Annotated in this window: 21 protein-coding genes and 2 tRNA genes; 9 read left to right on the plus strand and 14 right to left on the minus strand. The window is 73.1% G+C overall.

Annotated elements, in window-relative coordinates; genetic code table 11:
• Nucleotides 1-53: 53 nt before the first annotated feature.
• Nucleotides 54-1,412 carry a protein kinase domain-containing protein gene (locus IE317_RS33435; RefSeq protein ID WP_191315367.1) on the plus strand — a complete coding sequence of 453 codons (1,359 nt, stop codon included), beginning with the start codon at nt 54-56 and terminating at the stop codon, nt 1,410-1,412.
• A gap of 14 nt (nt 1,413-1,426) precedes the next feature.
• On the plus strand, nt 1,427-1,762 hold the full coding sequence (locus tag IE317_RS33440) for a hypothetical protein (protein ID WP_191315368.1): 336 nt from the start codon (nt 1,427-1,429) through the stop codon (nt 1,760-1,762).
• Here the strand turns inward: IE317_RS33440 and IE317_RS33445 are convergent.
• Entirely contained in the window at nt 1,719-2,645 is a 927-nt protein-coding gene (locus IE317_RS33445; protein WP_191315369.1) for a LysR family transcriptional regulator, read from the minus strand. The genes IE317_RS33440 and IE317_RS33445 overlap by 44 nt on opposite strands.
• A gap of 71 nt (nt 2,646-2,716) precedes the next feature.
• Here IE317_RS33445 and IE317_RS33450 point away from each other — a divergent pair, with 71 nt between their 5' ends.
• Nucleotides 2,717-3,640 carry a DMT family transporter gene (locus IE317_RS33450; protein ID WP_191315370.1) on the plus strand — a complete coding sequence of 308 codons (924 nt, stop codon included), beginning with the start codon at nt 2,717-2,719 and terminating at the stop codon, nt 3,638-3,640.
• 411 nt (nt 3,641-4,051) lie between these two features.
• Here the strand turns inward: IE317_RS33450 and IE317_RS33455 are convergent, their stop codons facing one another.
• Genes IE317_RS33455 through IE317_RS33465 form a run of 3 tightly spaced genes read right to left on the minus strand, consistent with a single transcriptional unit; the run spans nt 4,052 to nt 6,339 of the window.
• Nucleotides 4,052-4,705: a LuxR C-terminal-related transcriptional regulator gene (locus tag IE317_RS33455; protein ID WP_191315371.1), complete on the minus strand. Its 654-nt coding sequence runs from the start codon at nt 4,703-4,705 to the stop codon at nt 4,052-4,054.
• 4 nt (nt 4,706-4,709) lie between these two features.
• Entirely contained in the window at nt 4,710-5,099 is a 390-nt protein-coding gene (locus tag IE317_RS33460; RefSeq protein ID WP_191315372.1) for a hypothetical protein, read from the minus strand.
• A 31-nt stretch (nt 5,100-5,130) separates the two neighbouring features.
• Nucleotides 5,131-6,339 (minus strand): cytochrome P450, encoded by a 1,209-nt coding sequence (locus tag IE317_RS33465; protein WP_191315373.1) that lies wholly within the window; start codon nt 6,337-6,339, stop codon nt 5,131-5,133.
• Nucleotides 6,340-6,558: 219 nt separating this feature from the next.
• Between IE317_RS33465 and IE317_RS33470 the strand changes: the two genes are divergently transcribed.
• Nucleotides 6,559-7,011 (plus strand): hypothetical protein, encoded by a 453-nt coding sequence (locus IE317_RS33470; RefSeq protein ID WP_191315374.1) that lies wholly within the window; start codon nt 6,559-6,561, stop codon nt 7,009-7,011.
• A 204-nt stretch (nt 7,012-7,215) separates the two neighbouring features.
• Nucleotides 7,216-8,859: a beta-1,3-glucanase family protein gene (locus IE317_RS33475; RefSeq protein WP_191315375.1), complete on the plus strand. Its 1,644-nt coding sequence runs from the start codon at nt 7,216-7,218 to the stop codon at nt 8,857-8,859.
• Here the strand turns inward: IE317_RS33475 and IE317_RS33480 are convergent.
• The 3 genes from IE317_RS33480 to IE317_RS33490 all read right to left on the minus strand — a co-directional run bounded on the left by IE317_RS33480 (nt 8,856) and on the right by IE317_RS33490 (nt 11,280).
• The gene (locus tag IE317_RS33480) at nt 8,856-9,746 is read right to left on the minus strand and encodes an NADP-dependent oxidoreductase (protein WP_191315376.1); all 891 of its coding nucleotides are present in this window, start codon (nt 9,744-9,746) and stop codon (nt 8,856-8,858) included. The two genes, IE317_RS33475 and IE317_RS33480, sit on opposite strands and share 4 nt — an antisense overlap.
• 60 nt (nt 9,747-9,806) lie before the next feature.
• Nucleotides 9,807-10,661, minus strand: coding sequence for an MmyB family transcriptional regulator (locus tag IE317_RS33485; RefSeq protein ID WP_191315377.1), 855 nt, complete (start codon nt 10,659-10,661; stop codon nt 9,807-9,809).
• A gap of 106 nt (nt 10,662-10,767) precedes the next feature.
• Nucleotides 10,768-11,280, minus strand: coding sequence for a lytic polysaccharide monooxygenase auxiliary activity family 9 protein (locus tag IE317_RS33490; protein WP_191315378.1), 513 nt, complete (start codon nt 11,278-11,280; stop codon nt 10,768-10,770).
• Between the two features lie 276 nt (nt 11,281-11,556).
• Here IE317_RS33490 and lexA point away from each other — a divergent pair, with 276 nt between their 5' ends.
• Together lexA and IE317_RS33500 are read left to right on the plus strand one after the other, a co-directional pair.
• The gene (gene lexA, locus IE317_RS33495) at nt 11,557-12,210 is read left to right on the plus strand and encodes a transcriptional repressor LexA (RefSeq protein WP_191315379.1); all 654 of its coding nucleotides are present in this window, start codon (nt 11,557-11,559) and stop codon (nt 12,208-12,210) included.
• 85 nt (nt 12,211-12,295) lie between these two features.
• Nucleotides 12,296-12,448, plus strand: coding sequence for an SDR family oxidoreductase (locus IE317_RS33500; protein ID WP_268246933.1), 153 nt, complete (start codon nt 12,296-12,298; stop codon nt 12,446-12,448).
• A gap of 133 nt (nt 12,449-12,581) precedes the next feature.
• On the opposite strand, the gene IE317_RS33505 is transcribed toward IE317_RS33500, so the two are convergent.
• Both IE317_RS33505 and IE317_RS33510 read right to left on the minus strand, forming a co-directional pair.
• Nucleotides 12,582-12,833: a DUF4287 domain-containing protein gene (locus IE317_RS33505; protein WP_191315380.1), complete on the minus strand. Its 252-nt coding sequence runs from the start codon at nt 12,831-12,833 to the stop codon at nt 12,582-12,584.
• 77 nt (nt 12,834-12,910) lie between these two features.
• Nucleotides 12,911-13,663: a class I SAM-dependent methyltransferase gene (locus tag IE317_RS33510; RefSeq protein ID WP_191315400.1), complete on the minus strand. Its 753-nt coding sequence runs from the start codon at nt 13,661-13,663 to the stop codon at nt 12,911-12,913.
• Between the two features lie 108 nt (nt 13,664-13,771).
• Between IE317_RS33510 and IE317_RS33515 the strand changes: the two genes are divergently transcribed.
• Nucleotides 13,772-14,371 carry a TetR/AcrR family transcriptional regulator gene (locus IE317_RS33515; protein ID WP_191315381.1) on the plus strand — a complete coding sequence of 200 codons (600 nt, stop codon included), beginning with the start codon at nt 13,772-13,774 and terminating at the stop codon, nt 14,369-14,371.
• A gap of 165 nt (nt 14,372-14,536) precedes the next feature.
• On the opposite strand, the gene IE317_RS33520 is transcribed toward IE317_RS33515, so the two are convergent.
• Nucleotides 14,537-14,608, minus strand: a tRNA-Val gene (locus IE317_RS33520).
• A 37-nt stretch (nt 14,609-14,645) separates the two neighbouring features.
• Nucleotides 14,646-14,720, minus strand: a tRNA-Val gene (locus tag IE317_RS33525).
• A 505-nt stretch (nt 14,721-15,225) separates the two neighbouring features.
• Between IE317_RS33525 and IE317_RS33530 the strand changes: the two genes are divergently transcribed.
• The gene (locus tag IE317_RS33530; RefSeq protein WP_191315382.1) at nt 15,226-16,668 is read left to right on the plus strand and encodes a DHA2 family efflux MFS transporter permease subunit; all 1,443 of its coding nucleotides are present in this window, start codon (nt 15,226-15,228) and stop codon (nt 16,666-16,668) included.
• Nucleotides 16,669-16,737: 69 nt separating this feature from the next.
• On the opposite strand, the gene IE317_RS33535 is transcribed toward IE317_RS33530, so the two are convergent.
• Genes IE317_RS33535 through IE317_RS33545 form a run of 3 tightly spaced genes read right to left on the minus strand, consistent with a single transcriptional unit; the run spans nt 16,738 to nt 22,870 of the window.
• The gene (locus IE317_RS33535; protein ID WP_191315383.1) at nt 16,738-20,046 is read right to left on the minus strand and encodes a serine hydrolase; all 3,309 of its coding nucleotides are present in this window, start codon (nt 20,044-20,046) and stop codon (nt 16,738-16,740) included.
• Nucleotides 20,043-20,990 (minus strand): ABC transporter ATP-binding protein, encoded by a 948-nt coding sequence (locus tag IE317_RS33540; protein WP_191315384.1) that lies wholly within the window; start codon nt 20,988-20,990, stop codon nt 20,043-20,045. The genes IE317_RS33535 and IE317_RS33540 overlap by 4 nt, the downstream gene beginning before the upstream one ends.
• Complete coding sequence (locus IE317_RS33545; RefSeq protein ID WP_191315385.1) at nt 20,987-22,870, minus strand: dipeptide/oligopeptide/nickel ABC transporter permease/ATP-binding protein; 1,884 nt, start codon at nt 22,868-22,870, stop codon at nt 20,987-20,989. Before IE317_RS33545 ends, IE317_RS33540 begins: the two co-directional genes overlap by 4 nt.
• Nucleotide 22,871 lies beyond the last annotated feature (1 nt).

Below are 22,871 nucleotides of genomic sequence, written 5' to 3' on the forward strand. Positions count from 1 at the left end.
GCCACCCGCATCCGTGTGTTCCGTGTGCGCTGGGGAAGGGCCGGGAGGTCGCCGTGACCGACGCAGGAGAGCTGATCGCCGGGCGCTACCGGCTGGCCGAGCGGATCGGCCAGGGATCGATGGGCGTCGTCCGGCGCGCCCGCGACGAGCGGCTCGACCGGGTCGTCGCGATCAAGCAGCTGGACTACGACGCGGCCATCGGGCCGGCCGCGAGCGACCAGGCGAGCCAGCGTGCCCTGCGCGAAGCGCGCCTGACCGCGCGCCTGCGGCACCCGCACGCGATCACGGTGCACGACGTCGTCGAGGCGCCGGGCGGGCCCTACCTGGTGATGGAGTACCTGCCCTCGCGCAGCCTGGCGGAGATCCTGCTCGACCGGGAAACCTTGCCCGCCGAGGAGGTGGCGCGCATCGGCGCGCCGATCGCGTCGGCGCTCGCCGCCGCGCACGCCGAAGGGGTCGTGCACCGGGACGTCACCCCCGGCAACGTCCTGCTCGGGGAGGCCGGCGTCGTCAAGATCGCCGACTTCGGCATCTCCCGCGCCACCGGCGAAGGCACCGTGACCGGTGGCGGCTTCATCGCGGGTACCCCGGCCTACCTGGCCCCCGAAGTCGCCGGCGGCCACGAAGCCGGCTTCCCGGCCGACGTCTTCTCCCTCGGCGCCACGCTCTACCGCGCGCTGGAGGGCACTCCCCCGTTCGGCAACGACGACAACGCGATCACGCTATTGCTGCGCATCGCCAAGGAGGAGGCCATCCCGCCGCGGCACGGCGGGCCGCTGGCCGAGGTGCTCACCCGCATGCTGCAGCGGGACCCCGGGGCGCGCCCGTCGATGGCGGAGGTCCAGGAGCTGCTGGAAGCGGTCACCGGCGGCCGTCCCCTGCCGCCGCCCCGGCCCCGGCCTCGGGCCGGAACCCGGCTCTTGAGCGTCCGCCGTCCGCGACGCCGGCTCGTCCTGGCGGGCGCGGCGGGGGCGGTCCTGCTCGCCCTCGGCGTGGTGATCGGGACGGCCATCGTCCCGGACGGCACGCCGGTGGCCGCACCGGTCTCCTCCGCTCCGGCGGCGCCGGTGAGCTCCACCCCGGCGCCGACGACGCCGGCCGACCTGGGCTGCGCCGCCCGTTACGAGGTGACGAACTCCTGGCCCGGCGGCTACCAGGTGGAGGTGACGGTCCGCAACGACCGGACCGCGGGCCTGACCGGCTGGCGCGTCCGCTGGCAGCTGCCCGCCGGTCACCGCATCAGCGGCTTGTGGAACGGCACCTTCACGGTCGATGGTTCCACGGTGACGGTCGAAAACGCCGCCTGGAACGCGAAGCTCGACGCGGACAAGACCACGACGTTCGGCCTGATCGCCCTGACGCAGAACGGAAGTGCCGCCGCCCGTCCGGCGCTCACCTGCCGGACGCTCTGACCACGGGAGGCACCGTGAGCACCGTACGCGTGGACGCCAGGCGGAGATCGATCCGGTTCGACGGGCGGACCGTCACCCTCCGGATCGACACGAAGTCCATGGGCATCGTCCCCGACCGGGCCGACCACAGGTTCCCGGTCGCCGGGATCACCGGGATCCGGCACCGCGCGGCGACCGCGTGGAAACGCGGTCAAGTCGTCTTCGAGAGCCCGGATGCGCCCACGGAGGTCGTCACCAACGTGCCGCTCTTCGCCGACAAGCTGCCCGGCAACGTCTTCGAATACGAGTACTCGAAGCTCGCCAAGGTCAAGGAGTTCCTGGAAGCCGTGGAGAAAGCCCGGAAGAAGTGAGCTCGCGCGCCGCCCGCTCGAGCCGGTCCAGCACCGCCGAGACGTCCGGCCGCCGCGCCAGGCCCGCCCGGGTCACCGCGAACACCTTGCGCGTCAACGGTTCCCGCAGGGGGTGCAGACTGACGCCGGGTGTCCCGGCGGGCAACGCCATGGCCGGGACGAGCGCGACGCCCGCGCCGGCCGCCGCCAGGGCGACGAGGACGGCGAAGTCGGCGGACTCCGCGGCGATCTCCGGCACGAAACCGGCCGCACCGCAGGCCCGCTGGATCATCGCGTAACACGAGAGATCGGCCGTCGGCACCAGCCACGGCCGGTCGGCGAACGCGGCCAGGTCCACCGGTTCGCCGTCGGCCGGCCCCGGCGAGCCCGGCGCACGCACCAGCAGGACCGGGTCTTCGAGCAGGGCCCGCTCCGCGCACCGGGCCGGGACCTCCCGCGGCAGGAGCGAATAGCTGTGCACCACCGCGACGTCGGCGTCTTGGCGCAGCAGCGCCTCGAGGGCGGCGTCGGGCTCCTGCTCGACCAGGCGCAGGGAAACCGGCCCGGCCCACGCCCGCGGCAGCAGCTGCCGGGCCGCGGAGGCGAACGCGGCCACGCGGACCGTGCCGGTGCCGCCGTTCCCGGCCACCGCGGCCAGCGCCGATTCCGCGGCGGCGAGGTCATCGAGGATGACCTCGGCGTGCGAGAGCAACAGCCGTCCGGCCGGGGTGAAAGCCAGCGTGCGGCCCTGTTTCTCCAGCAGCGGGACGCCGGCCTCGCGTTCGAGCGCCGCCAGGTGCTGCGAGACGGCGGGCCCGGTCAGGTGCAGGGCCGCCGCCGTCGCGGCGACGGTCCGGTGCTGAGCGAGTCCGTGCAGGACACGCAGGCGACGCAGCTCCAACATGAAGTCCGGCTTCCTGATTGGGCAAGAAAGAGTAACTGGTACTTCTGCATCCTACTGCCGACGATGGTGGGGTGAAGCTGAAAGCGACCGCGGCACTGGCCGTCACCGTCGTCCTGTGGGCCTCGGCGTTCCCCGCGATCAAGGTCGGCCTCGACGGCTACGGCGTCGCCGGGTTGTCGTTCGCCCGGCTCGCGGTGGCGTCGGCCGTGCTGCTGCTCGCGGCGCCCGTGCTGGGTGTCCGCCGTCCGCGCCGCGCCGACCTAGCGACGATCGCGGGGTGCGGGCTGACCGGGATGAGCGCCTATCAGCTGCTGCTCAACTGGGGTGAGGTGCACGTACCGGCGGGGACGGCGAGCCTGCTCGTGTCGGTGGCGCCGGTGTTCAGCGCGCTGCTCGCGGCCGCGTTCCTCGGTGAGCGGCTGACCGCGGCGAAACTGCTGGGCAGCGCGGTGGCGCTCGGCGGCAGCGCGCTCATCGCCACGGGCGGCGGCCTGGGTTACTCGGGCGCCGCGTGGGTCGTGCTGGCCGCGGCGGCGGTGCAGGCGGTGTACCACCTCGGGAGCAAGCCGTTGCTGCGGCACTACACCGGGCTCGAAGTCGCCTGCTACGCGATGTGGGCCGGAACGCTGTTCCTCACGCCGCTCGCTCCGCAGGCCGTGCACGCCTTCGCGACCGCACCGCCGCAGGCGACGGTGTCCGTGGTGTTCCTCGGCGTGTTCCCGTCGGCGGCCGGGTTCGTCGCGTGGGGGTACGCGGTGGCCCGGCACTCGCTCACGGTCGCGACGGCCGCTCTCTACCTCGTCCCCGCGGTGGCCCTGGCGGTGGCGTTCGGCTGGCTCGGCGAACGGCCCACCTGGGTGGATCTCGCGGGTGGCGCACTCAGTGTCGCCGGAGTCGTCCTGATCAACGCGACGTTCCGTCGTTGGGCCGGTCAGGGTAATTCGCGGAAGATCGAGATCCGGGCTCAACGGTCCGGGCGGCCGGCTCGTCGGTAGTGGTGATCGATCACCACACGGAGGTGCCAGTGCGAAGAACATTTTTCGGTGCTCGCGGTCCTGCTCGCCGGTTCGGCGGGCCTGGCCGGGCTCGCCCCGCCGGCCGCGACGGCCGCGGTCGCGGCGGATCCGCCGTCGACCGTCACGCTGCCCACCGGGGACCGGGTCACCGTCCGGACCACCCCGGACGGCCGGGACACCTTCGCCGTGCAGCCCGCCGCGGACAAGGGCATGGCCCGGGCGCTGGTGCACCTGCGGCTCGGCGGCCGCGACTACGAAGTGCCCGGCACCGGGCTGCCCTATCTGGGGCGCGGGCTCGACGGCGCCGCGCTGGCCCGGCAGTTCAAAGAGGACAGTGCCCGCGGCCGGTTCGGCGGGCACAGCCCGCGGCACCGGTACCCGCCAGCGCCCTCAGGCCCGGCCGTCCCCCGGACGGCACAGCCCGCGCTCGTACGCCAGCAACCCCGCGCCCGTCCGGTGCGCGCACCCCAGCTTCCGCACCACCCTCGCCACCTGCTCCCGCACGACCGGCTCCGGCAGCTCCAGCCGCTCGGCGATCTCCGCGTTCGTCAGCGCCGCCCCCACCGCCGCGAGCACCCGGGTCTCCTGGGCCGTCAGGCGGTCGACCGCCGCCATCCGGTCGTCGCGGGGGCCCGACAGGCGGCTCGCCGCCGACACCAGCCTGCGGTTGGCGTCCGGGGACAGCACCAGGTGGCCGTCCGCGGCCAGGCGTACCACCTTGATCAGGTCCCGGGGCGGGGCCGACCGTAGCAGGAACCCCGCCGCGCCGTCGCGGAGGGCGCGCAGGATGCCCGCGTCCGAGTCGAACGTCGCCAGGGCCACCACCGCCGGGCGGCGGGGGAACTCCTCCGGCGGGCTCAGGCGCAGGTCGAGCAGCAGCACGTCCGGCAGCCGGCGGCGGAGGGTGATCCGGGCCGCCGTCGCGTCGGGGACCGCCCCGGCCAGCTCGACGCCGTCCGCTCCGTCGAGGATCGTGCTCAGGCGCGCTCGCACCGCCGGATCGCGTTCGGCCACCAGGACGCGGACCGGTGGCGGCGCGAGCACCGCGTCAGTCCTTGGGTCGCAGGCGGATCAGCGGCAGGTCGGTCTTCGACGCCCCGACCAGGTCCCGGCCGCCCGGGCCGCGCAGCCGCACCTCCCGGAACCGCACCGACGACAGCTGCGCGGCTTCGATCGGGTAGACGTCGCCGTAGCGCTTGATCTTCGCCACCAGCTCCTTGCCGAGCAGTTCGACGAGCCCGGCGTGCCGGGTCGCGCCCCCGCCCAGCGGCACGTCCAGCTGCTTGCGGACCTCGGGGAACCGCTGGTCCAGCTCGACGGCCAGCTGGTGGATCGTGACGTAGGCCGGCCCGAACTCGGAGGCGTCGGGACCCGGCGGGATCTCCTTGAGCACCTTGATGAGCTTGTCGTCCATCCCGAGCTTGTCCCACAACGTCACGTCTTTTCCTCCGCTCCCGACCGCCGTTGGTCTACCAGAGGACCGGCACGCGGTCCACTCCCCCGGTCACACGGTTGGTCCGGACCCGGAGTTCATCGACGCCGACGGCCAGGCGCAGCCCCGGGAACCGCCGGAACAGCGACCCGAACACGACGCGCAGCTCGGTGCGGGCCAGGCTGGCGCCGATGCAGAACCAGCCACCGTGGGCGAAGGCGACGTGCGAGTTCGGCTTGCGGTCGGGATCGAACGTCTCCGCGGCCGGGAACACGGTTTCGTCCCGGTTGGCCGCGGCGATCGACAGCACGACCGCGTCGCCGCGGGCGATCGTGACGCCGCCGAGCTCGACGTCGTCGTGCGCGTACCGCAGGACGCCGAGCCCGCTCGGGGCGGACAGCCGCAGGATCTCCTCCACCACGCCGTGCACCCGGTTTTCGGGGTCGGCGGCCAGCGCGTCCCGGCGGGCGAGGTCGGTGAGCAGGTAGAGCACGCCGAGGTCGATCCGGTTGGAGGTCGTCTCGTGCCCGGCGAACAGCAGGCCGGCGGCGAGCCGGGCGAGGTCGTCGTCACCGAACGAAGGATCGTCGGCCTGCGCGCGGACCATGTCCGAGACGACGTCCTGGCCCGGAGCGCGCCGCTTGGCGGCGGCAAGCCGGCTCATGTACTCGGTGAACTCGTCGAGCGCGGCGTCCGCGCCGGCGCCGATGTCCATCCGGCCCATCCGGTCCGACAGCACCCGGAAGGTCCCGCGGTCGGAGTACGGAACGCCGAGCAGCTCGCAGATCACCAGCACCGGCAGCGGGAACGACAGGTGTTCGTGCAGGTCGACCGGGCCGTCACCGTGGCGAGCCTGCTCCATGGCGGCGAAGCAGCCGTCGGCGAACTCCTGGACGTGCCCGGCGAGCCGCCGGATCCGGTTGGCGGAGAAGGCGGGCACGAGCATCCGCCGCATCCGCGCGTGCTCGGCGTGCTCGGTCTCGTGGTCCCCTTGCGGGCGGCTGAGGATCGCGGCGTCCGAAAGCGCCGACGCCTCCTCCGGCGCCGGGTGCGAACGCCCGAACCGCGGATCGGTGAAGGCGGCGCGCACCTGCTCGAAGCCGGTGACCAGCCAGGCCGGGTCCCCCGCGGGCGTGGTCACGGCCACCACCGGCCCCTGCCGGCGCAGCACCCCGAACAGCGGCGCGATCTCCAGGACGTTCGGCCGTTCGAACGGCAGGCGCGGGGTGTCCGTGGTGGCGGTCATGGGTTTCTCCTCCCGGGTGCGCGGCCGATTCGTGCGCCGACGCGGGCGAGCCGGTCACCGGCCGCTCCCCCGGTCCCCCCGCGATCCACGGTACCCACGAACACCGCCACCGGGCCCCGGACGGGAGTTGCCCCGCCCGATCGGGCGAGCGCTTCGGCGTGCAACCGGGCGACCGGGTGGTTCCGTCCGGAAAGCAACGGAAGCGAAGGAGCACCCAGCATGCGCAGGCTGTCCGCTGTCCCGGCCGTGGCCCTCGTCGTCTTCGGTGCCGTCGCGTGCGGCAGCACCACCCGGCCCGCATCGACGTCACCGCTGTGCTCGGCGTCCTACGAACCCCGGGAACTCGTCATGAGCGGGCCGATGTACCCACCCCTGCCCACCGCCTCGGAAGCCGTCCCCGCCGGCGGCCGCACCACCGATGTGGCCGCCATCAAGAAGATCGCCGCCACGGCGTGCGACCTGCCGGAACCGCCGCCGGACATCGCGTGCACCGCCGACATGGGGCCCAGCTTCGAACTCCGGTTCGCCGACGCACAGGGCCGGACGACGTCCCTCACCGCCGCGGCGTACGGCTGCCAGTTCGTCGAGGGGCTGGGGACCTCGCGGATCGGCGCGACGCCGCTCTGGGCCGCCCTCTCCGCGGCCGGGCTCCCCGCGCCGCGCGGCCGCTGATCCCACCGTCCACACCGGACACCGACCGGACCACCGCGAAAACTGGTCCGGGCTACGAAAGGGCAGCGTGAAGGGCCGTCCGTACCCGACCCGGGCCGCCGGACATTGACCGCGGCGGACGGCGTACCTACCGTCCGGAAACCGTTTCCGGTGGACGCGGGGCCGTCCGGCCGCGCGGAAGCCGCCCGCGTTCGAGGAGGTGCCATGCTGTCGAGGCGAACCTTCGTCACCGCCGGCCTGGTCGCCGCCGCGGCGAGCACGCCGCTGTGGTCCGCCGTCACCACGCCGAAAGCCCGCGCCGCCGCGGCCCTGCCGTTGACGCTCAAGAACAATTCGGGCAGCGGCACCGTCTACGCCTACATCAGCGGCGCGGACACCGCGGGCCGTCCGGGTTTCGTCACCGCCGACGGCCGGTTCCAGCCGCTGGCCAACCCGTCGGCGCCGGTGACGCCGATCCCGGACTACGCGATCCCGCTCGGCGGCCCGGGTTCCCAGGTCACCGTGCCGTTGTCCGGCTATCTCATCGGCGGCCGGGTGTGGTTCTCGGTCGGCAAGAAGATCCAGTTCTTCGTCAACCCCGGGCCCGGCCTGGTCCAGCCCGGGTTCGCGAGCGCGGACCCGAACTGGCAGACGAACTGGACGTTCTGCGAGTTCACCTACAACAGCGCGAACCTCTACGCGAACATCAGCTACGTCGACATGGTGGCGCTGCCGGTGTCGATGGCCACCACCGGCGCGGCGGGCGCGCAGTCGGTCAGCCCGCTGCCGGACGGCGCCCTCGGCAGCATCGCCGACGGGCTGCGCGCACAGCACAACGCCGACGGCGCCCCCTGGGACCGGCTGGTCGTCACCGACAGCGCCGGCCAGGTGGTGCGGGTGCTCGCGCCCGGCCACTCCCCGGTCGACTTCGGCGGCTACTGGACGAACTACCTCAACGCCGTCTGGGACCACTACCGCACGACCCCGCTGACGATCAACGGCCAGGGCGGCATCGGCTCCTACACCGGCACGGTCAGCGGGGACGCGATCGTGTTCGCCGGCCTGAACACCAACGGCGTGCCGTTCACCAAGCCGAGCGCTGCGGACATCTTCGGCTGCGCGAGCGGCCCGCTGTACAACTCCGGCAGCGACGCGCGCGGCGCGGTCGCGGCCCGGCTGGCCGCCGCGCTGAACCGCAGCAGCCTGCTGGTGGTCGGCGGGAACAACCAGCCCGACGGCGTCGCCCCGGCGCAGTACTACCGGGACGCCACGACGAACCACTACGCCCGCCTGGTGCACCAGTACGCCTCGATCGGCTACGCCTTCCCGTACGACGACGTCGGCCCGACCGGGGCCCAGCCCGTCGACGGCCACCTCCAGGACCCGGCGCCGACGTCCTGGACGGTCGCGCTCGGGCCGGGCGCGGGCGGCGGCACGACCCCGCCGGGTTCGGGCGGCACGAGCGCGTACTCGACCATCCAGGCGGAGGCCTACAACGCCCAGAGCGGCACGCAGAACGAGTCCTGCGCCGACACGGGCGGCGGGGTCGACGTCGGCTGGCTCGCGAACGGCGACTGGCTCAAGTACGCCCGCGTCGACTTCGGGGCGAGCTCGCCGAACCAGTTCGTCGCCCGCCTCGCCTCGGGCGCGGCCGCCGGGGTCAGCGGCGCGATCCGGGCCCGCCTGGACAGCGTGACGGGCCCGGTGATCGCCGAGATCGACTTCGCGAACAACGGCGGCTGGCAGCAGTGGCAGACCGTGCCCGCCAACATCATCGCCCCGGCCACCGGCGTGCACGACCTCTACCTGACGTTCTCCGGGAGCTCGGCGGACTTCGTCAACGTCAACTGGTTCACCTTCACCCGTTAGACGCTCTCCGGGACGACGACGACCTTGCCGTGCACGCCGCCCTCGGCGGCGCGCGCGTGCAGGGCGGGGAGGTCGGCCAAGGACACCCGCTCGGCGACGTCGATGCGCAGCTCACCGCGGTCGACCAGCGTCACCAGCTGCGCCAGCTGACCGGCGTCGCTGCGGACGAACAGGTCGATGCCGCGGACGCCGCGTTCCTCGTCGGACGGTGCCGGCATCCACACCGTCGTGTTCACCAGGACCCCGCCCGAGTGGATCAGCGCGAGCAGCGCCGCCGGCTGCTCCGGCGTGATCGGGGCGAGGTTCAGCACGACGTCGACCGGCTCGGTCACCACCGTCGACAGGTCGCCGGTGGTGCGGTCGACGGCGATCACGTGGGCGCCGGCGTTCTCGGCCAGCTGCACGGCGTACCCGCCGACGGCTCCCCGGGCGCCGTTGACCAGCACCCGCTGCCCGGCGGTCACCTTGCCGTGGTCGAACAACGCCTGGTGCGCGGTGAGCCCGACCAGCGGCAGCGCGGCGGCGTCGGCCAGCGGGACGCTCTTCGGTGCCGGGGTCAGCGCCTCGGCCGGCGCGAGGACGTACTCCGCGGCGGCGCCCGGCTTGTCCATCGGCAGGAAGCCGACGACCTCGGCGCCGGTCTCCAAGCCGGTCACGCCCTCGCCCAGCGCGTCGACCGTGCCGGCGACGTCGATGCCGGGCGTGTGCGGCAGCACGACCGGGATCGGGCCCTGCATGAAGCCGCCGCGGATGGTGCCGTCGACGGGGTTGAACGACGTCGCCGCCACCCGGATCCGGACCTGCCCGGCCCCGGGGACGGGCCGACCCACGTCCTCGTAGCGCAGGACGCCGGGATCGCCGTACTCGTGGAACCGCACTGCCTTCATCGGGTTGCTCGCTTTCGTCCGTGATCCACTTCGCCCCCAGGATCGCGGGCCCGAGCCGGATCAGCCTGGGCCGGTTTGGCCCACCCTGACGACGGACGGCGGCCCGGCCGCGCCGACGACCTCGCCGAGCAGGGCCGCGTCGCGCGACCCGGGTGCCGCGGTGAGGACCACCGCCATCAGGCCGTCCCCCGGTACTTCCAGGAGGGTGCCGTCGAGCCTGATGTCACCGCCGTCCGGATGCCGGAAGACCGCACGGTTCTCGTACGTGGTCACCGTTTCCGGCGCGCGCCACAAGGTGTCGAACGGCCGGCTCGTCGTGCGCAGCTCGTCGACGAGCTCCGCGACGGAGGTGTCCGCGGGGTAGCGCAAGGCCGTGTCGCGCAGCCGGGCGGCGAGCATCGCCCGGAACCCGGCCGCGCGCTCGTCGGTCCGGCTGATCCCGCGGGGTGCGTTGCGGAAGGTGCGCCAGGCGACGTTCCAGTCCCGCTCGTGCCCGGCCGGGCCGCCGGCCTGCAGCGCGAACCACGCGGTGTTGACGGCGACCACGTTCCACGCCGTGTCGGCCAGGAACGCGGGAGTGCCGCCGAAGCGCTCCAGCAGCCGCAGCGCCGCCGGTCCGGCCTCGCGCGGCACCCGCCCCTCCACCGGGGCGTACCCGGCCAGGGCGCAGAGCCGCTCGTAGTCCGCCCGCCCGAGCCGCAACGCGCCGGCGATGGCCGTCACCACCCCGGCCGACGGGTGCCGGCGCCCCTGCTCCAGCCGTCGCACGTAGTCCGCGGACACCCCGGCCAGGTCGGCGAGCTCCTCGCGCCGCAACCCGCGGGTCCGCCGCCGTCCCCTCGCCGCCCCGGCCACGCCCGGGTCGGCGTTCTCCCGCAGCCGGCGCACCGCGGCGCCGAGATCGTGCAGCACCATGGCACCAGCATGCCCCAGGAACCGCGCCGTCCGACGCACTCCTTTGTGGACGGCACAGCCGGGCGGACCGGGTCGGCGGAGCTGACCCGGCCCGCCCGGCGCCGGCTCAGCTCACCTGCAGGTCGATGCAGGCGTAGAACGCGTTGGCCGTGTCAGCGATGTTCCACACCGCCAGGACCGTCTGGCGGCCGGTGTGGCTGCCCAGGTTGACCTGGTGCGCGACCGTCGACGGCGGCTGCTGGTCGTTGCCGCTCACCTCCGCGATCTTCTGGCTGCCGATGAAGTACTGGTAGTTCGACGTGCGGTGGCGGGCGGTGAACGTCCAGGTGAAGGTCACCGTGCGGCCGACGCTCGCCGCGCGCCAGCCCTTGTTGTTGTCGTTGAGCTCGGCGAACTGGGCGACGCCGCCGTTGCAGGACCGCAGGCCCTTGGGTCCTTCGACGCTCTGGGGCTCGTACTGGATCTGCCCGCACGACACGACGTGCTGGGCGCACTGCGCCTGCCGGCTGGCGGGCGAATTGACGTAGCCGTGCGCGCTTGCGATCCCGGCGGGGTTGAGCACCACCAGCACCGGGGCCACCAGGGTGCCCACGGCGGCCGCGACCAGTTTGCGATTCATGCCGAGCTCCTTCGGGGACAGGCTCGCCTCCCCGCCGCCGGGCACGGCGAAACCGCGGCCCCGGCCTCGCTGGGAGGTCCGCCGCGACGGGAAGGGTTACGAGCGAAGGAAAATTGTGGTCTAGACCATACGGCGAATCGTTACCCAGGTCAACGGCTGGCAAAGTCGGGAATACTGTTGGTAAGGCGCCAACTGTCACCCGGTGTTCCGTTGAGCGGGACCGCGACGGCGAGACCGGCGGCGGAGCGCGGGACGCGTGCCTCTAGGATCACGCCGGTGACCACCTACGACGACACGTTCGAACACCTCGACCCCTCGGCCCTGCCGGAGCGGCAGCAGCGGATCCTGGTGGCGATCCGGGACTGGGTGGTCCAGCACGGCTACTCCCCCAGCACGCGCGAGATCGGCGAGGCCGTCGGCCTGCAGTCGACGTCGTCGGTGTCGAAGCACCTGGCCAGCCTCGAAGACAAGGGCTTCCTGCGCCGCGGCGCGACGGTGTCGCGCCCGATCGACGTGCGCGCGTTCCTGAACGGCACGGCCGCCACCGAAGACGGCGACTCGGTGCCGGTGCCCGTCGTCGGCGACATCGCCGCCGGCACCCCTATCTCGGCGGTCGAGCACACCGACGACGTCCTCAAGCTGCCCCGCGACCTCACTGGCCGCGGCACGGTGTTCGGCCTGCGCGTCCGCGGCGACTCGATGATCGACGCGGCCATCTGCGACGGCGACATCGTCGTAGTCAAGCAGCAGTCCGAGGCCCACTCGGGCCAGATCGTCGCGGCGATGATCGACGAAGAGGCGACGGTCAAGGTCTACCGCCGCCGCGACGGTCACGTGTACCTCGAGCCCCGCAACCCCGCCTACGACGTCATCGACGGCGACCGCGCGGTGATCCTCGGCGCGGTCGTGTCGGTGCTGCGCAGCGTCTGACTCACCCGGTGACGGGCAGCTGATACAGACCGGCGCCGGCTCGCCGCCACGCTGACCGCGCTGACCGCCGGAGGCGGCGGCCGGATTGGCGGCGATGACGGCATTGGGGCGGATCGGGGAGCCGGAGGATGTGGCCGAGGTGGTCGGGTTCCTGGCCGGCCCGGGTGGGCGGTGGATCACCGGCCGGACGCTGGATGTTTCGGGCGGGACGTTCCTCGGCCCGATCGCGCCTGCCTGAGCAATCGAGCAACCGGGCGGGCACACCCCCCTGCCGACCCGATCCGAAGCCACATCAGCGGCCGTCAGGCCGTTGAACAATCGGCGATCGGGCCGGCGGAAGGGCAATCACGCAAGTTCGCAAAGGGTTCCGCCTACTCGCGGGCCGCCAGGCCGTCCAGGTGGAGGACTCCCCCAGTGTGGTGCTCCTTGACGAACTCCGGACCCTTCGTAGCCAGACGGGCTATCGCGGTGGCATGCCCATGGCCGAGGTCATGCTCAGCCTTCAGCCAAGCGGTGATCTCACCCGCCTTCGTCAGATTCTGCGCGGCGATCAGATCCAGGAACGCGCGGGGAGTGATACCCGTCTGCTTCTCCGCGTTGTCGAGATAGGCCTGAAAAGACATGCTCACTCCTGGGTTTCGCCGAACAAAGTCGGGGTCGCTCGTGGTGTTACCCATCGTCTCCCCGACAATTTTTTTTGTCAAGCCTTCGCCGCGACCACCGCCAAGGTCGTGTAAGGCAGCACGAAGCTCCCCCCGAGCCCGTCGATAGCCTCGCCCACCTCGGACAGCACCTCGGCCAGGGCGTCCGGCGGCAGCCGGGTCAGTCCACCCGTGGTCGGCAGGAAGTCGAGCCACTCGTCGCGCGTGTACGTCCGCTCCCACTCGACGCTCCAGCGGTCCGGACTACCGAGGCCATCCGCCTTGGCGATCGCGTCGGCGAACCCGCCGAACATCACGTCGTAGATCTGCGCCGCGGGCCGCGTTTCCCCGGTGAACGGCGAGCCGGGCAGCACGCGGCGGCAAGCCGCCGCAAAGGCCTCCGCCACCACGGCGGGCGGCTGGAACACGTGCGCGAACACGGCGAGCAGCCCTCCCGGCCGCAGAACCCGCGCCGCCTTGGCCGGTCCCGCCACCGGGTCCACCCAGTGCCAAGCCTGGCCGGCGACGACCGCGTCGAACGTCCGCGCACCCGGGCCCCAGTCCTCGAACTCCGCCACCTCGACGTCGATTCCGCCGCGACGCGCGAAAGCCGCCATCCGCGCGTCGGGATCCACGCCGAGCACGCGGCAGCCGGCCGCCCGGAACTGCCGGGCCTCAATCCCGGTACCGCAGCCGACGTCCAGGACGTCGGGTCCGGGACTCGCGGCGACGATCCGGTCCACCAGCTCGCGCGGGTACTCCGGCCGCGCCCGGTCGTAGCGTTCGGCGTCCACCCCGAAGGATTCCGCCATCGCGCGTGCTTCATGAGGTTGAGTGGGCATGCGCCCACTTTAATGGGCGCTCGCCCACTAGGGCAACCGCCCCAGCGTTCGCGGCGGGCGTAACGGAGAATGGGCACCATGCCGACCGGGGTTCACCTGCGCGACGTGCGCAAGCAGCTGTTCGACGCGGCCGAGCGGGTGCTCCTGCGCGATGGCCCGAACGCGCTGACCAGCCGGGCGGTGACCACGGAGGCCGACGTCGCGAAGGGCGTCCTGCACCGGCACTTCGCCGACTTCGACGACTTCCTGGCCGAGCTGGTCCGCGACCGGATCGCGCGCCTCGCGGACCAGGCGGCTCTCCTCCACGCGGCGGCGGGGACCCGGACGGTCGCGGAAAACCTCGTCGACGCCCTCACCGAGCTGTTCGACCCGGTCACGGTGGCCCTGTCGAGCTTGATCTTCTTCCGCGACGAGCTCCGCACCCGCTTGCGCCACCGCGGGAACGGCCTGCCGCTCCTGGTGGAGGCACGCGAGATGCTGGCGGCCTACTTGTCAGCCGAGCGCGAACAGGGCCGCATAGCCGCCGACGCCGACGTGGACTCTCTCGCCCTGTCCCTGATCGGTTCGGCCCACCTGCTCTTCGCAGGCCGCCCCCGCGAAACCCTCCCCGACACCGAAGAGCTGGCGAAAACGGTCCACACGATCACCGCGGACGCGATCCAACGCCGCCTGCTGTAGAAAAGTCCGAAGTGGACCAAGAGCCGCACCCCCGAACGAAACGCAACCCCACGCGGGGGTCCGGGGGCGTGCCCCCGGCGGGGGTGTGGGGGCTCGGCCCCCACAGGACACAACGAAGAGAGCCTTGCTTGCGCATTCCGCAAGCAAGGCTCTCCCGCGATCGAGTGGGCGATACTGGGATCGAACCAGTGACCTCTTCGGTGTGAACGAAGCGCTCTCCCCCTGAGCTAATCGCCCGTGGTACGAACTTCCACGAAATCCGGGGGTGGACTCGTGGTGCGCGATACTGGGATTGAACCAGTGACCTCTTCCGTGTCAGGGAAGCGCTCTCCCGCTGAGCTAATCGCGCGCTGCGGAACTTCGTACTGGCGGAAGCATATCGGACGCCTCGCGCGGCTTCGCAGGGGGTCCGGTGTACGGAAAACTGCCTGACAGGAGCGGCCCGAAACGGGCACACTGCGAAGGACGTCCGTGTTCGCCGCGGGCGTCCCGGCCGACCAGGAGAGTCCCACCCCGATGACGGCCGGAGCGGTCCAGCACGCACACCGCGTGTTCGGCCACGGCCCAGTCGATCCCGACGAAGAATGGTGCGTCATTCAGCGACAACGTGGTCACCTTCCTGTTCGACACGACAGGCAGGCGCCAAGCGGAGACGAGGGAACCGACGGTCGAGCGGTCACTAACCGGCGCTCTTCGGCGCGTCCCTTTGTCATCGATCAGCGGTTCCGGGGAAGCCGGGGGCGGCAGCGTCATCGAAGCCCACAAGGGGCGACCGAAACAGGCCGTCACCCCGGCTGCCACCTGGTTCCTACCACAAACGCCGTCCAGACGCCTGCAACGAAGAGGGTTCCCTAGTGACCGACACCGTGTCCACCCCGCCCGCCGACGTGAACCGCGCTCCGGCGCGCTCGGGACTCCTCATCGGGGTTCTCGTGCTTTCCGCGTTCGTGATGATCCTCAACGAGACGATCCTGAGTGTCGGGCTGCGCGACCTGACCGTCGACCTGCGGGTGCCGACGACCACCGTACAGTGGCTGACCAGCGGGTTCCTGCTGACGATGGCCGTCGTCATTCCCACGACCGGGTTCCTGCTGGAGCGGTTCTCGGCGCGGCAGGTGTTCCTGTTCTCGCTGTCGGCGTTCAGCCTGGGCACGCTGCTGAGCGCGCTGGCGCCCGGGTTCGGGCTGCTGATGGCCGGGCGCGTGGTGCAGGCGTGCGGCACGGCGGTGATGCTGCCGCTGCTGATGACGACGGTGATGCGGCTGGTGCCGCCGGAGCGGCGCGGCGCGACGATGGGGACGATCACGATCGTCATCGCCGTCGCACCGGCGGTCGGGCCGACCATCGGCGGCGCGGTGCTGTCGCTCGGCTGGCGGTGGATGTTCTGGATCGTGCTGCCGCTGGCGGTCGCCGCGCTGGTGATCGGGGGGCTGCTGCTGCGCATCGACGGCGAACGCCGCCGGGTGCCGCTGGACGTGCCGTCGGTGCTGCTGTCCGCGATCGGGTTCGGCGGGATGCTGTACGGCCTGTCCGCGAGCGGGGAGCAGGCCGGGGCGGAGCCGCTGGTGCCGGCGTGGGTGCCGATCGTCGTCGGGGTCGCCGCGCTGGTGGTGTTCACCTGGCGCCAGCTGCGGCTGCAGCGCCGGGACCGCGCCCTGCTCGACCTGCGGCCGTTCACCCACCGCAGTTTCGTCGTGGCACTGGTGCTGACCGCGTTGCTGTTCATGTGCCTGATCGGCGCCGCGGCGATCATGCTGCCGCTGTACCTGCAGACGGTGCTGCACACGAGCACGTTCGTCAGCGGGCTGGCCGTGCTGCCCGGCGGGCTGGTGCTGGGCCTGCTGGGCCGCCCGGTGGGCGCGCTGTTCGACAAGGTCGGCGGGCGTCCGCTGGTCATCCCCGGTGCGGCGGCGACGGCCGCTTCGCTGTGGCTGTTCGCGGCGCTGGGGCCGGGTTCGCCGCTGATCGCGGTGATCGGGATCCACGTGCTGATGATGGCCGGGCTGGGGCTGATGATGACGCCGCTGTTCACCGAGTCGCTCGGTGTGCTGCCCGAACACCTGTACTCGCACGGCAGCGCGATCCTCTCGACGCTGCAGCAGGTGGCGGGCGCGCTCGGCACCGCGGTGTTCGTCAGCGTGGCCACGCTGGCCAGCCACGACACGACGGCGGCCAGCCCGGACGCTTCGGGCCTGCGAGCAGCGTTCATCCTCGCCGGGATCATCGGGCTGCTCGCCTTCGCGGGCAGCTGGCTGATCCGGCGCGGGCCGGCCCCGCAACCGGCTTCACACCACTGAGGAAGGTCCCGCTTCCGCTCGGCGAAGGCCGGGGGCAGGCCTGCGAGCGGAAGCGGGGGTCCGGCGCGGCTACCCCACCTTCGGGGTGGCGCGGACGCCGCTGTGCAGGTACCGCTCCCCCGAGGGCAACGTGTAGAACGTCGCCGAGATCCAGGACTTCGCACCCGGCTCGCGGAAGACGAACTGCGAGTCCCCCATCGGGATCAGGTCGTGTTCCGTCGTCGGTTCCGGGACCAGCTCGGCGATCGGGCCGGTGATCGTCTGGCGCATCCGCAGGCCCGCGTCCCCTTCGAAGACCTCGATCCGCATCGACGCGCGCTCGTAGACCCCGAGGTACTCGGTGAAGTCCACGGACGGCGGCTCGGCGGCGGGTGAGACCGGGCGCGGCATGGCCACCCCGGCCAGCGAAGCGAAGATTTCGCGGTACAGCTCTTCGTACAGGTCACGCGTGTTGCCGCCGTTGGTGAGCAGCGTGACGGCCAGACCGTGGGCGGGCAGCAGCCGCAGGAACGCCGACTGCCCGATCGTGTTGCCGTCGTGGCCGATGACGCGGTGGCCGTCCCAGTCGAAGCGGATCCAGCCCAGGCCCCACGAGTCGCCCAGCGTGTGCTTGTCCGGCATGTCCGCCTGCCACTCGGTCATCGCCGTCGCCGAGGCCTCCGACAGCACCTCGCCGCCGCCGGCCAGGTGCATCCGCGCGAACGCGAGAACGTCCTCCGCCGACGCGGTGATCAGCCCGGCCGGGCCCACCGAGCGCGGCAGGCCCCACGCCGGAGCGGGCTGCGGCTCGCCGTCGCCGGCCGCGACGTGGCCCATCGCGGCGCGGTGCAGCAAGGCCTCCTCCGGCAACGTCCCCGTGCGGGTGAGCCCCAGCGGGGTGAACAGCCGCTCGCGCAGGGCCGCGTCCCACGTCTGCCCGGTGAGCTGCTCGATCACCCGGCCGATCAGCACGAACCCGGCGTTGCAGTAGGACAGCGTCGCCCCGAGCGGGTGATTCTGGGCGACGTCGCCGAGGAGGCCGACGAACTTCTCGATGCAGTCGTCGCCGCGGCCGGTGTCGGTGAAGACGTCGCCGTCGATGCCACTCGTGTGGGTGAGCAGGTGCCGCAGTGTCACCTGTTTGGTGACGTCGGGGTCGGCCAGCCGCAGCTCGGGCAGCACGTCCGCGACCGGCGCGTCCAGCTTCAGCAGGCCCTCGTCGACCAGCTGCATGGCCACCGTGGCCGTCCAGACCTTGGTGATCGAGCCGATCTGGAACACCGAGTCGTCGGTGACCTCGACCCTCGTCGCGGTGTTCAGCACGCCGTGGCTCGCGAGCACCTGGTCCTCGCCGAGCCGGATGCCCAGTGCCGCCCCGGGAACGCGGTGCTTGCGCGCGAGCGCGGCCAGGCGCCGCCGCCAGTGCGCGGCGTCGAGCGGCACCCGCGCCGGCCGGCCCGGCTCGCCCGCGTGCTGCGAGACCCAGTCCACGATGCGCCGGTTGAAGTCCTGCCGGTGCGACGGTTTCCCGTCGAGGATGAACAGGTGGGACGCGCCCGGGTAGAGCACCAGGCGGGTCGGGACGCCCTGCTCGCGCAGCGCGGTGAACCACTGCTCGGCCTGCCCGGCCGGGCACCGCTCGTCGGCGGCGCCCTGGACCACCAGGGTCGGCGTCCGCACCTTTTCCACCTGGGACAGCGGGGAAAGCGCCGCGTAGTGCCCCCGGTTCTCCGACGGGATCGCGCCGAGTTCGGCGACACCGAGGTAGTGGCCGCTGTCGGACGTGCCGGCCATGCTGACGACGTCGCTGACGACCCCGCCCGCGACCGCCGCGGCGAAGCGATCGTCGCGGCTGGTGAGGTAGCAGGTCATGAAGCCGCCGTAGCTGTAGCCGGCCACGGCGAGCCGCCGCGCGTCGGCCACGCCCTCGGCGACGAGGGTGTCCAGCGGCTCGAGGAAGTCCCGGGCGTCGGCCACCCCCCAGGCGCCGAGCGCCGCGGTGTAGAACGCTTCGCCGTAGCCGTCGCTGCCGCGCGGGTTGAGCAGCAGCACCGCCCAGCCGCGCGCGACGAGTTCCTGGTGGTCGAGGTGGGTGGCGTCGGCGGTGCCGTTCCAGGCGTTGTGCGGGCCGCCGTGGATGTCCAGCAGCAGCGGGAGCGGGCCGGAGCGGCCGGGATCGCGCAGCAGCCACCCGGCCACCACCGTGCCGTCGGAAACGGTGAACTCGCGCTCCTCGGGGACGAACGGCTCGAGGTCGGCGGGTCCGTGCGCGGTGCGGACCTCGATCTCGCCCCCGGGGAGGTCGACCGTCGCGATCTCGCCGTAGGACGTCGGCGTGGCCAGCACGATCGCCGCGGTGTTCCCGGCGACGGACATCGCCGCCACGGCGGTCCCGGTGCTGCCGACGACGAGCCGCGGCTCGCCCCCTTCGGGATCGACGGCGTAGAGGTGGGTGTAGCCGCGGTCGCGCGCGCAGAACAGCAGGGTGTCGCCCGCGAGCTGCGGAAGCGCGCCGGGGTAGCCGGGCGCCCCCGGCATGACGTTGCGGTCCAGTGGCGCGGCCAGGTCGGTGGTTTCGCCGCCGTCCAGGGGAATCCGCAGCAGCCCGAGGTGCCCCGGTGCGGTGTCGCGGCGGCCGACGGCCAGCAGCGCGGTGCCGTCGGCGCTCCAGGTGACCGTGCCGCACATGCCGTCACCGGAGCCGATCAGGCGGGGCTCTCCGCCGGGCTCGACGACGTACGCGCCGGAGCGGAACGTCAGGTCGGCGTCGGCGTCGGGGCCCGCCGGGAAGGCGAGAAGCGAGCCGTCGGGCGACCACGCGGGGTCGCCGGCGTGCCAGTCCCCCGACGTCACCTGCCGGATCTCGCCGGTGGCGACGTCGAGGACGTGGACGTGCTTGCGCACGCTCCGCAGCAGCCCGGCGCCGTCGGCCTTGAAGTCGAGCCGGTCGGCGACCACGGGGGCGCCGGCGCGGCGGGCCCGGGCGGTGTCGTCCTCCCCCTCGTCGGCGGCGAGGTCGACGGGGGCGGCGAAGGCGATCTCGGCGCCGTCCGGCCGCCAGACCGGGCTGCCCGCGCCGAGCGGCAGGCCGGTGACCTGTTCGGGTTCGCCGCCGTCCGCCGGGAGCAGCCACAGCTGCGCCGGGCCGTCCTGGGCGCGCAGGAACGCCAGGCGCGTGCCGTCCGGCGACCACGCCGGCGCGACGTCGGCCGGGCCGCGGGTGAGCCGGCGCGCCTCGCCGCCGCCGGTGCCGACCAGCCAGAGCGAACGGGTGTCCTCGTCTTTGTCGCGGTCGGCGGTGCGCAGCACGTACGCGATCCGGCCGCCGTCGGGGGAAATCGCCGGCTGCTCGGGGAACGCGAAGGCCGGGAGGTCGTCGATGCCGGGACGTCGGGTCATGCGGATCTCCTCGTGGGATGGCTTGCGGCGAAGTGGCACGCAGCGGAGTGGGGCCGGTCCGCGGCCTCGCCGGCCGGGTCGGCGGTGACGCAGACGGTGCGGTCGGGGTGCACGAGCGGGCCGATCGGGCAGCGCGGGTGGTAGCGGCAGCCGGACGGCGGGTGGTGCGGGTCGGCGGGTTCGGTGTCGGCGAGCGCGTCGAGGCCGGTCTCGTCGAGCAGGGTGCCGTGCGCCGAGGGCGCGGCGGCCAGCAGATCCCGCGTGTAGGGGTGCTTCGGATCGGTGAGGACCTGCTCGGCGGGGCCGGCCTCGACGATCCGGCCGAGGTACATCACCGCGACGACGTCGCTGACGTACCGCACCACGGCGAGGTTGTGCGAGATGAACAGCATCGACAGGGCGAGCCGCCGCTGCACGTCCCGGACCAGGTTGAGCACGGCGCCCTGCACCGAGACGTCGAGGGCCGAGGTGATCTCGTCGGCGACCAGCACCTTCGGCTGCCCGGCCAGTGCCCGGGCGAGCGCGACGCGCTGCCGCTGCCCGCCCGAGAGCTGTCCGGGCAGCAGATCCGCCCGATCGGGATCGAGGTTCACCAGTTCGAGCAGCCGGGCCACCTCGGCCCGGCGCCCGGCGCGGCGGGGCATCGCCTCGGCGATCGACTCCCCGATCGCCATCCGCGGGTCCAGCGACGAATACGGGTCCTGGAACACCATCTGCAGCGGGCGCCGCCGCGGCAGCCGGCGCACGTCGACGCCGTCGAGCAGCACCCGTCCCGCGCTGACCGGCGCCAGTCCGGCGGCCGCCCTGGCGAGGGTCGACTTGCCCGAGCCGGACTCGCCGACCAGGCCGACGACCTGTCCGGAAGGGACGGTCAGGCTGACGCCGTCGACCGCGGTCAGCTTCCCGTAGCGGACGCTGACGCCGTCGAACCGCAGTGCACTCACGCGGCACCCTCCTCCTGCGACTGTCCGGAAAGGACACGGACCTGGGGGTGCCAGCAGGCGACCCGGTGGCCGGGGCGATCCGTGGCTTCGAGCACCGGGTCCTCGGTGCGGCAGCGGTCCGACACGAGCGGGCAGCGGGCGGCGAACGCGCAGCCTTCGGGGACCTGACCGGGTTCCGGCGGGCGGCCGGGGATCACCTCGAGGGGCCGGTCGCGGTCGGTTTCGAGGTCGACCGTCGTGGCCAGCAGCGCCCGCGTGTACGGGTGCTGCGCCGGGCTCCCGGTCGGCAGGTCTTCGACGATCCGGCCGGCGTACATCACCAGCATCCGTTCGCACGTCTGGGCCACGACCGCGATGTCGTGGCTGATCAGCAGGATCGCCGCGCCTTCGGTCTCCCGCGTGCGCGCGAGCAGGCGCAGCACCTGCCGCTGCACGGTGACGTCGAGCGCGGTCGTCGGCTCGTCGGCGACGATCAGCTTCGGACGGCCCATCAGGCCCATGCCGATCATCGCCCGCTGCCGCATGCCGCCGGAGAACTCGTGCGGGTACTGCCGGGCGCGCCGCTCGGCGGCGGGGACGCGCACCGCGGCCAGCCGGTCCACCGCGCGGGCGAACGCCCGGCGCCGCGACAGGCCGTGGTGCTGCTCGGACACCTCCGCGAGCTGGCCGCCCACGCGGCGGGCCGGGTTGAACGACGTCATCGGGTCCTGGAACACCATGGCCAGTGCCGTGCCGAGCTGCCGGTCCGATGCGGTGTCCAGCGGCTTGCCGTCGAACTCGAGCCGGTCGGCGGTGACCACGCCGGGGGCCTCGACCAGCCGGGACACGGCCAGCGCGGTCAGGCTCTTCCCGGAACCGGATTCGCCGACCACGCCGACCGCTTCGCCGGCACGGACGTGGAAACTGACGCCCCGCACGGGAACCGTCCAGCCGGCCGGTGCCGGGAACGCCACCCGCAGGTTGTCCACCACGAGCACGGCGTCCGCGGGCGGCTCGGGAAGCGCCGCCCGCGCGGCCGGGCGCGGGGGTGCCCCGCGCCGGGTCACGCGGGTCCGGACGCCGACCACCGCGGCGACCGTCTCGCCGACCAGGTTGAACGCCAGTCCGGCGAGCACCACGGCCGCGGCGGGGGCGAGCGCGGCGGCCGGGTTGACGTAGATGCCGTCCAGGCCTTCGCGCAGCAGCCGTCCCCAGTCGTAGTCCGGCGCCTGCACGCCGATGCCGAGGAACGACAGTCCTGCGAAGGCGAGCAGGGCCGAGCCCGCACCGATGGTCGCGTTCACGATGAGCGGCTCGCCGATGTTCGGCAGCACGTGCCGCGCCAGCAGCCGGATCCGGCCGACGCCGGCGATCCGGGCCGCGGCCACGTAGTCGCGGCCGCTGACCGACGCCGAGAGCGTCTGCACGAGCCGCGCGAACGCCGGCGCCGTCGCGAAGCCGATCGCCAGCACCGCGCCCTGCGTGCCGACGCCGAAGATCACCGCGAGGAACAGGGCCAGCAGCAGCCCGGGGAACGCCACCGCGATGTCGACGACCGCCGTGAGCAGCCGGGCCGCCCACCGGGGCAGCACGGACGGCAGCGTCCCGAGGACGACGCCGGTACCGGCTCCGATCGCGGTGGCCAGCACGGCGAGGCCGACCGAGAGCCGGGTCGCCACCAGGGTGCGCAGCAGCAGGTCCCGGCCGAGGGAGTCGGTGCCGAACGGGTGTGCCCCGGACGGTCCCTGGCCGATCGCGTCGGTGTCGATCGCGGCCGCGCCGTCGCCCCACAGCAGCGGAGCCAGCACCGACAGGACGACGACCAGGGCCAGCAGCACCGCCGAACACGCACCCACCGGCGTGCGCACGGCCGCCGTCCACCGGGAGCCACGTCGGGTCATC

The organism is Amycolatopsis bullii (genome assembly GCF_014654205.1).
GTDB lineage: Bacteria > Actinomycetota > Actinomycetes > Mycobacteriales > Pseudonocardiaceae > Amycolatopsis > Amycolatopsis plumensis.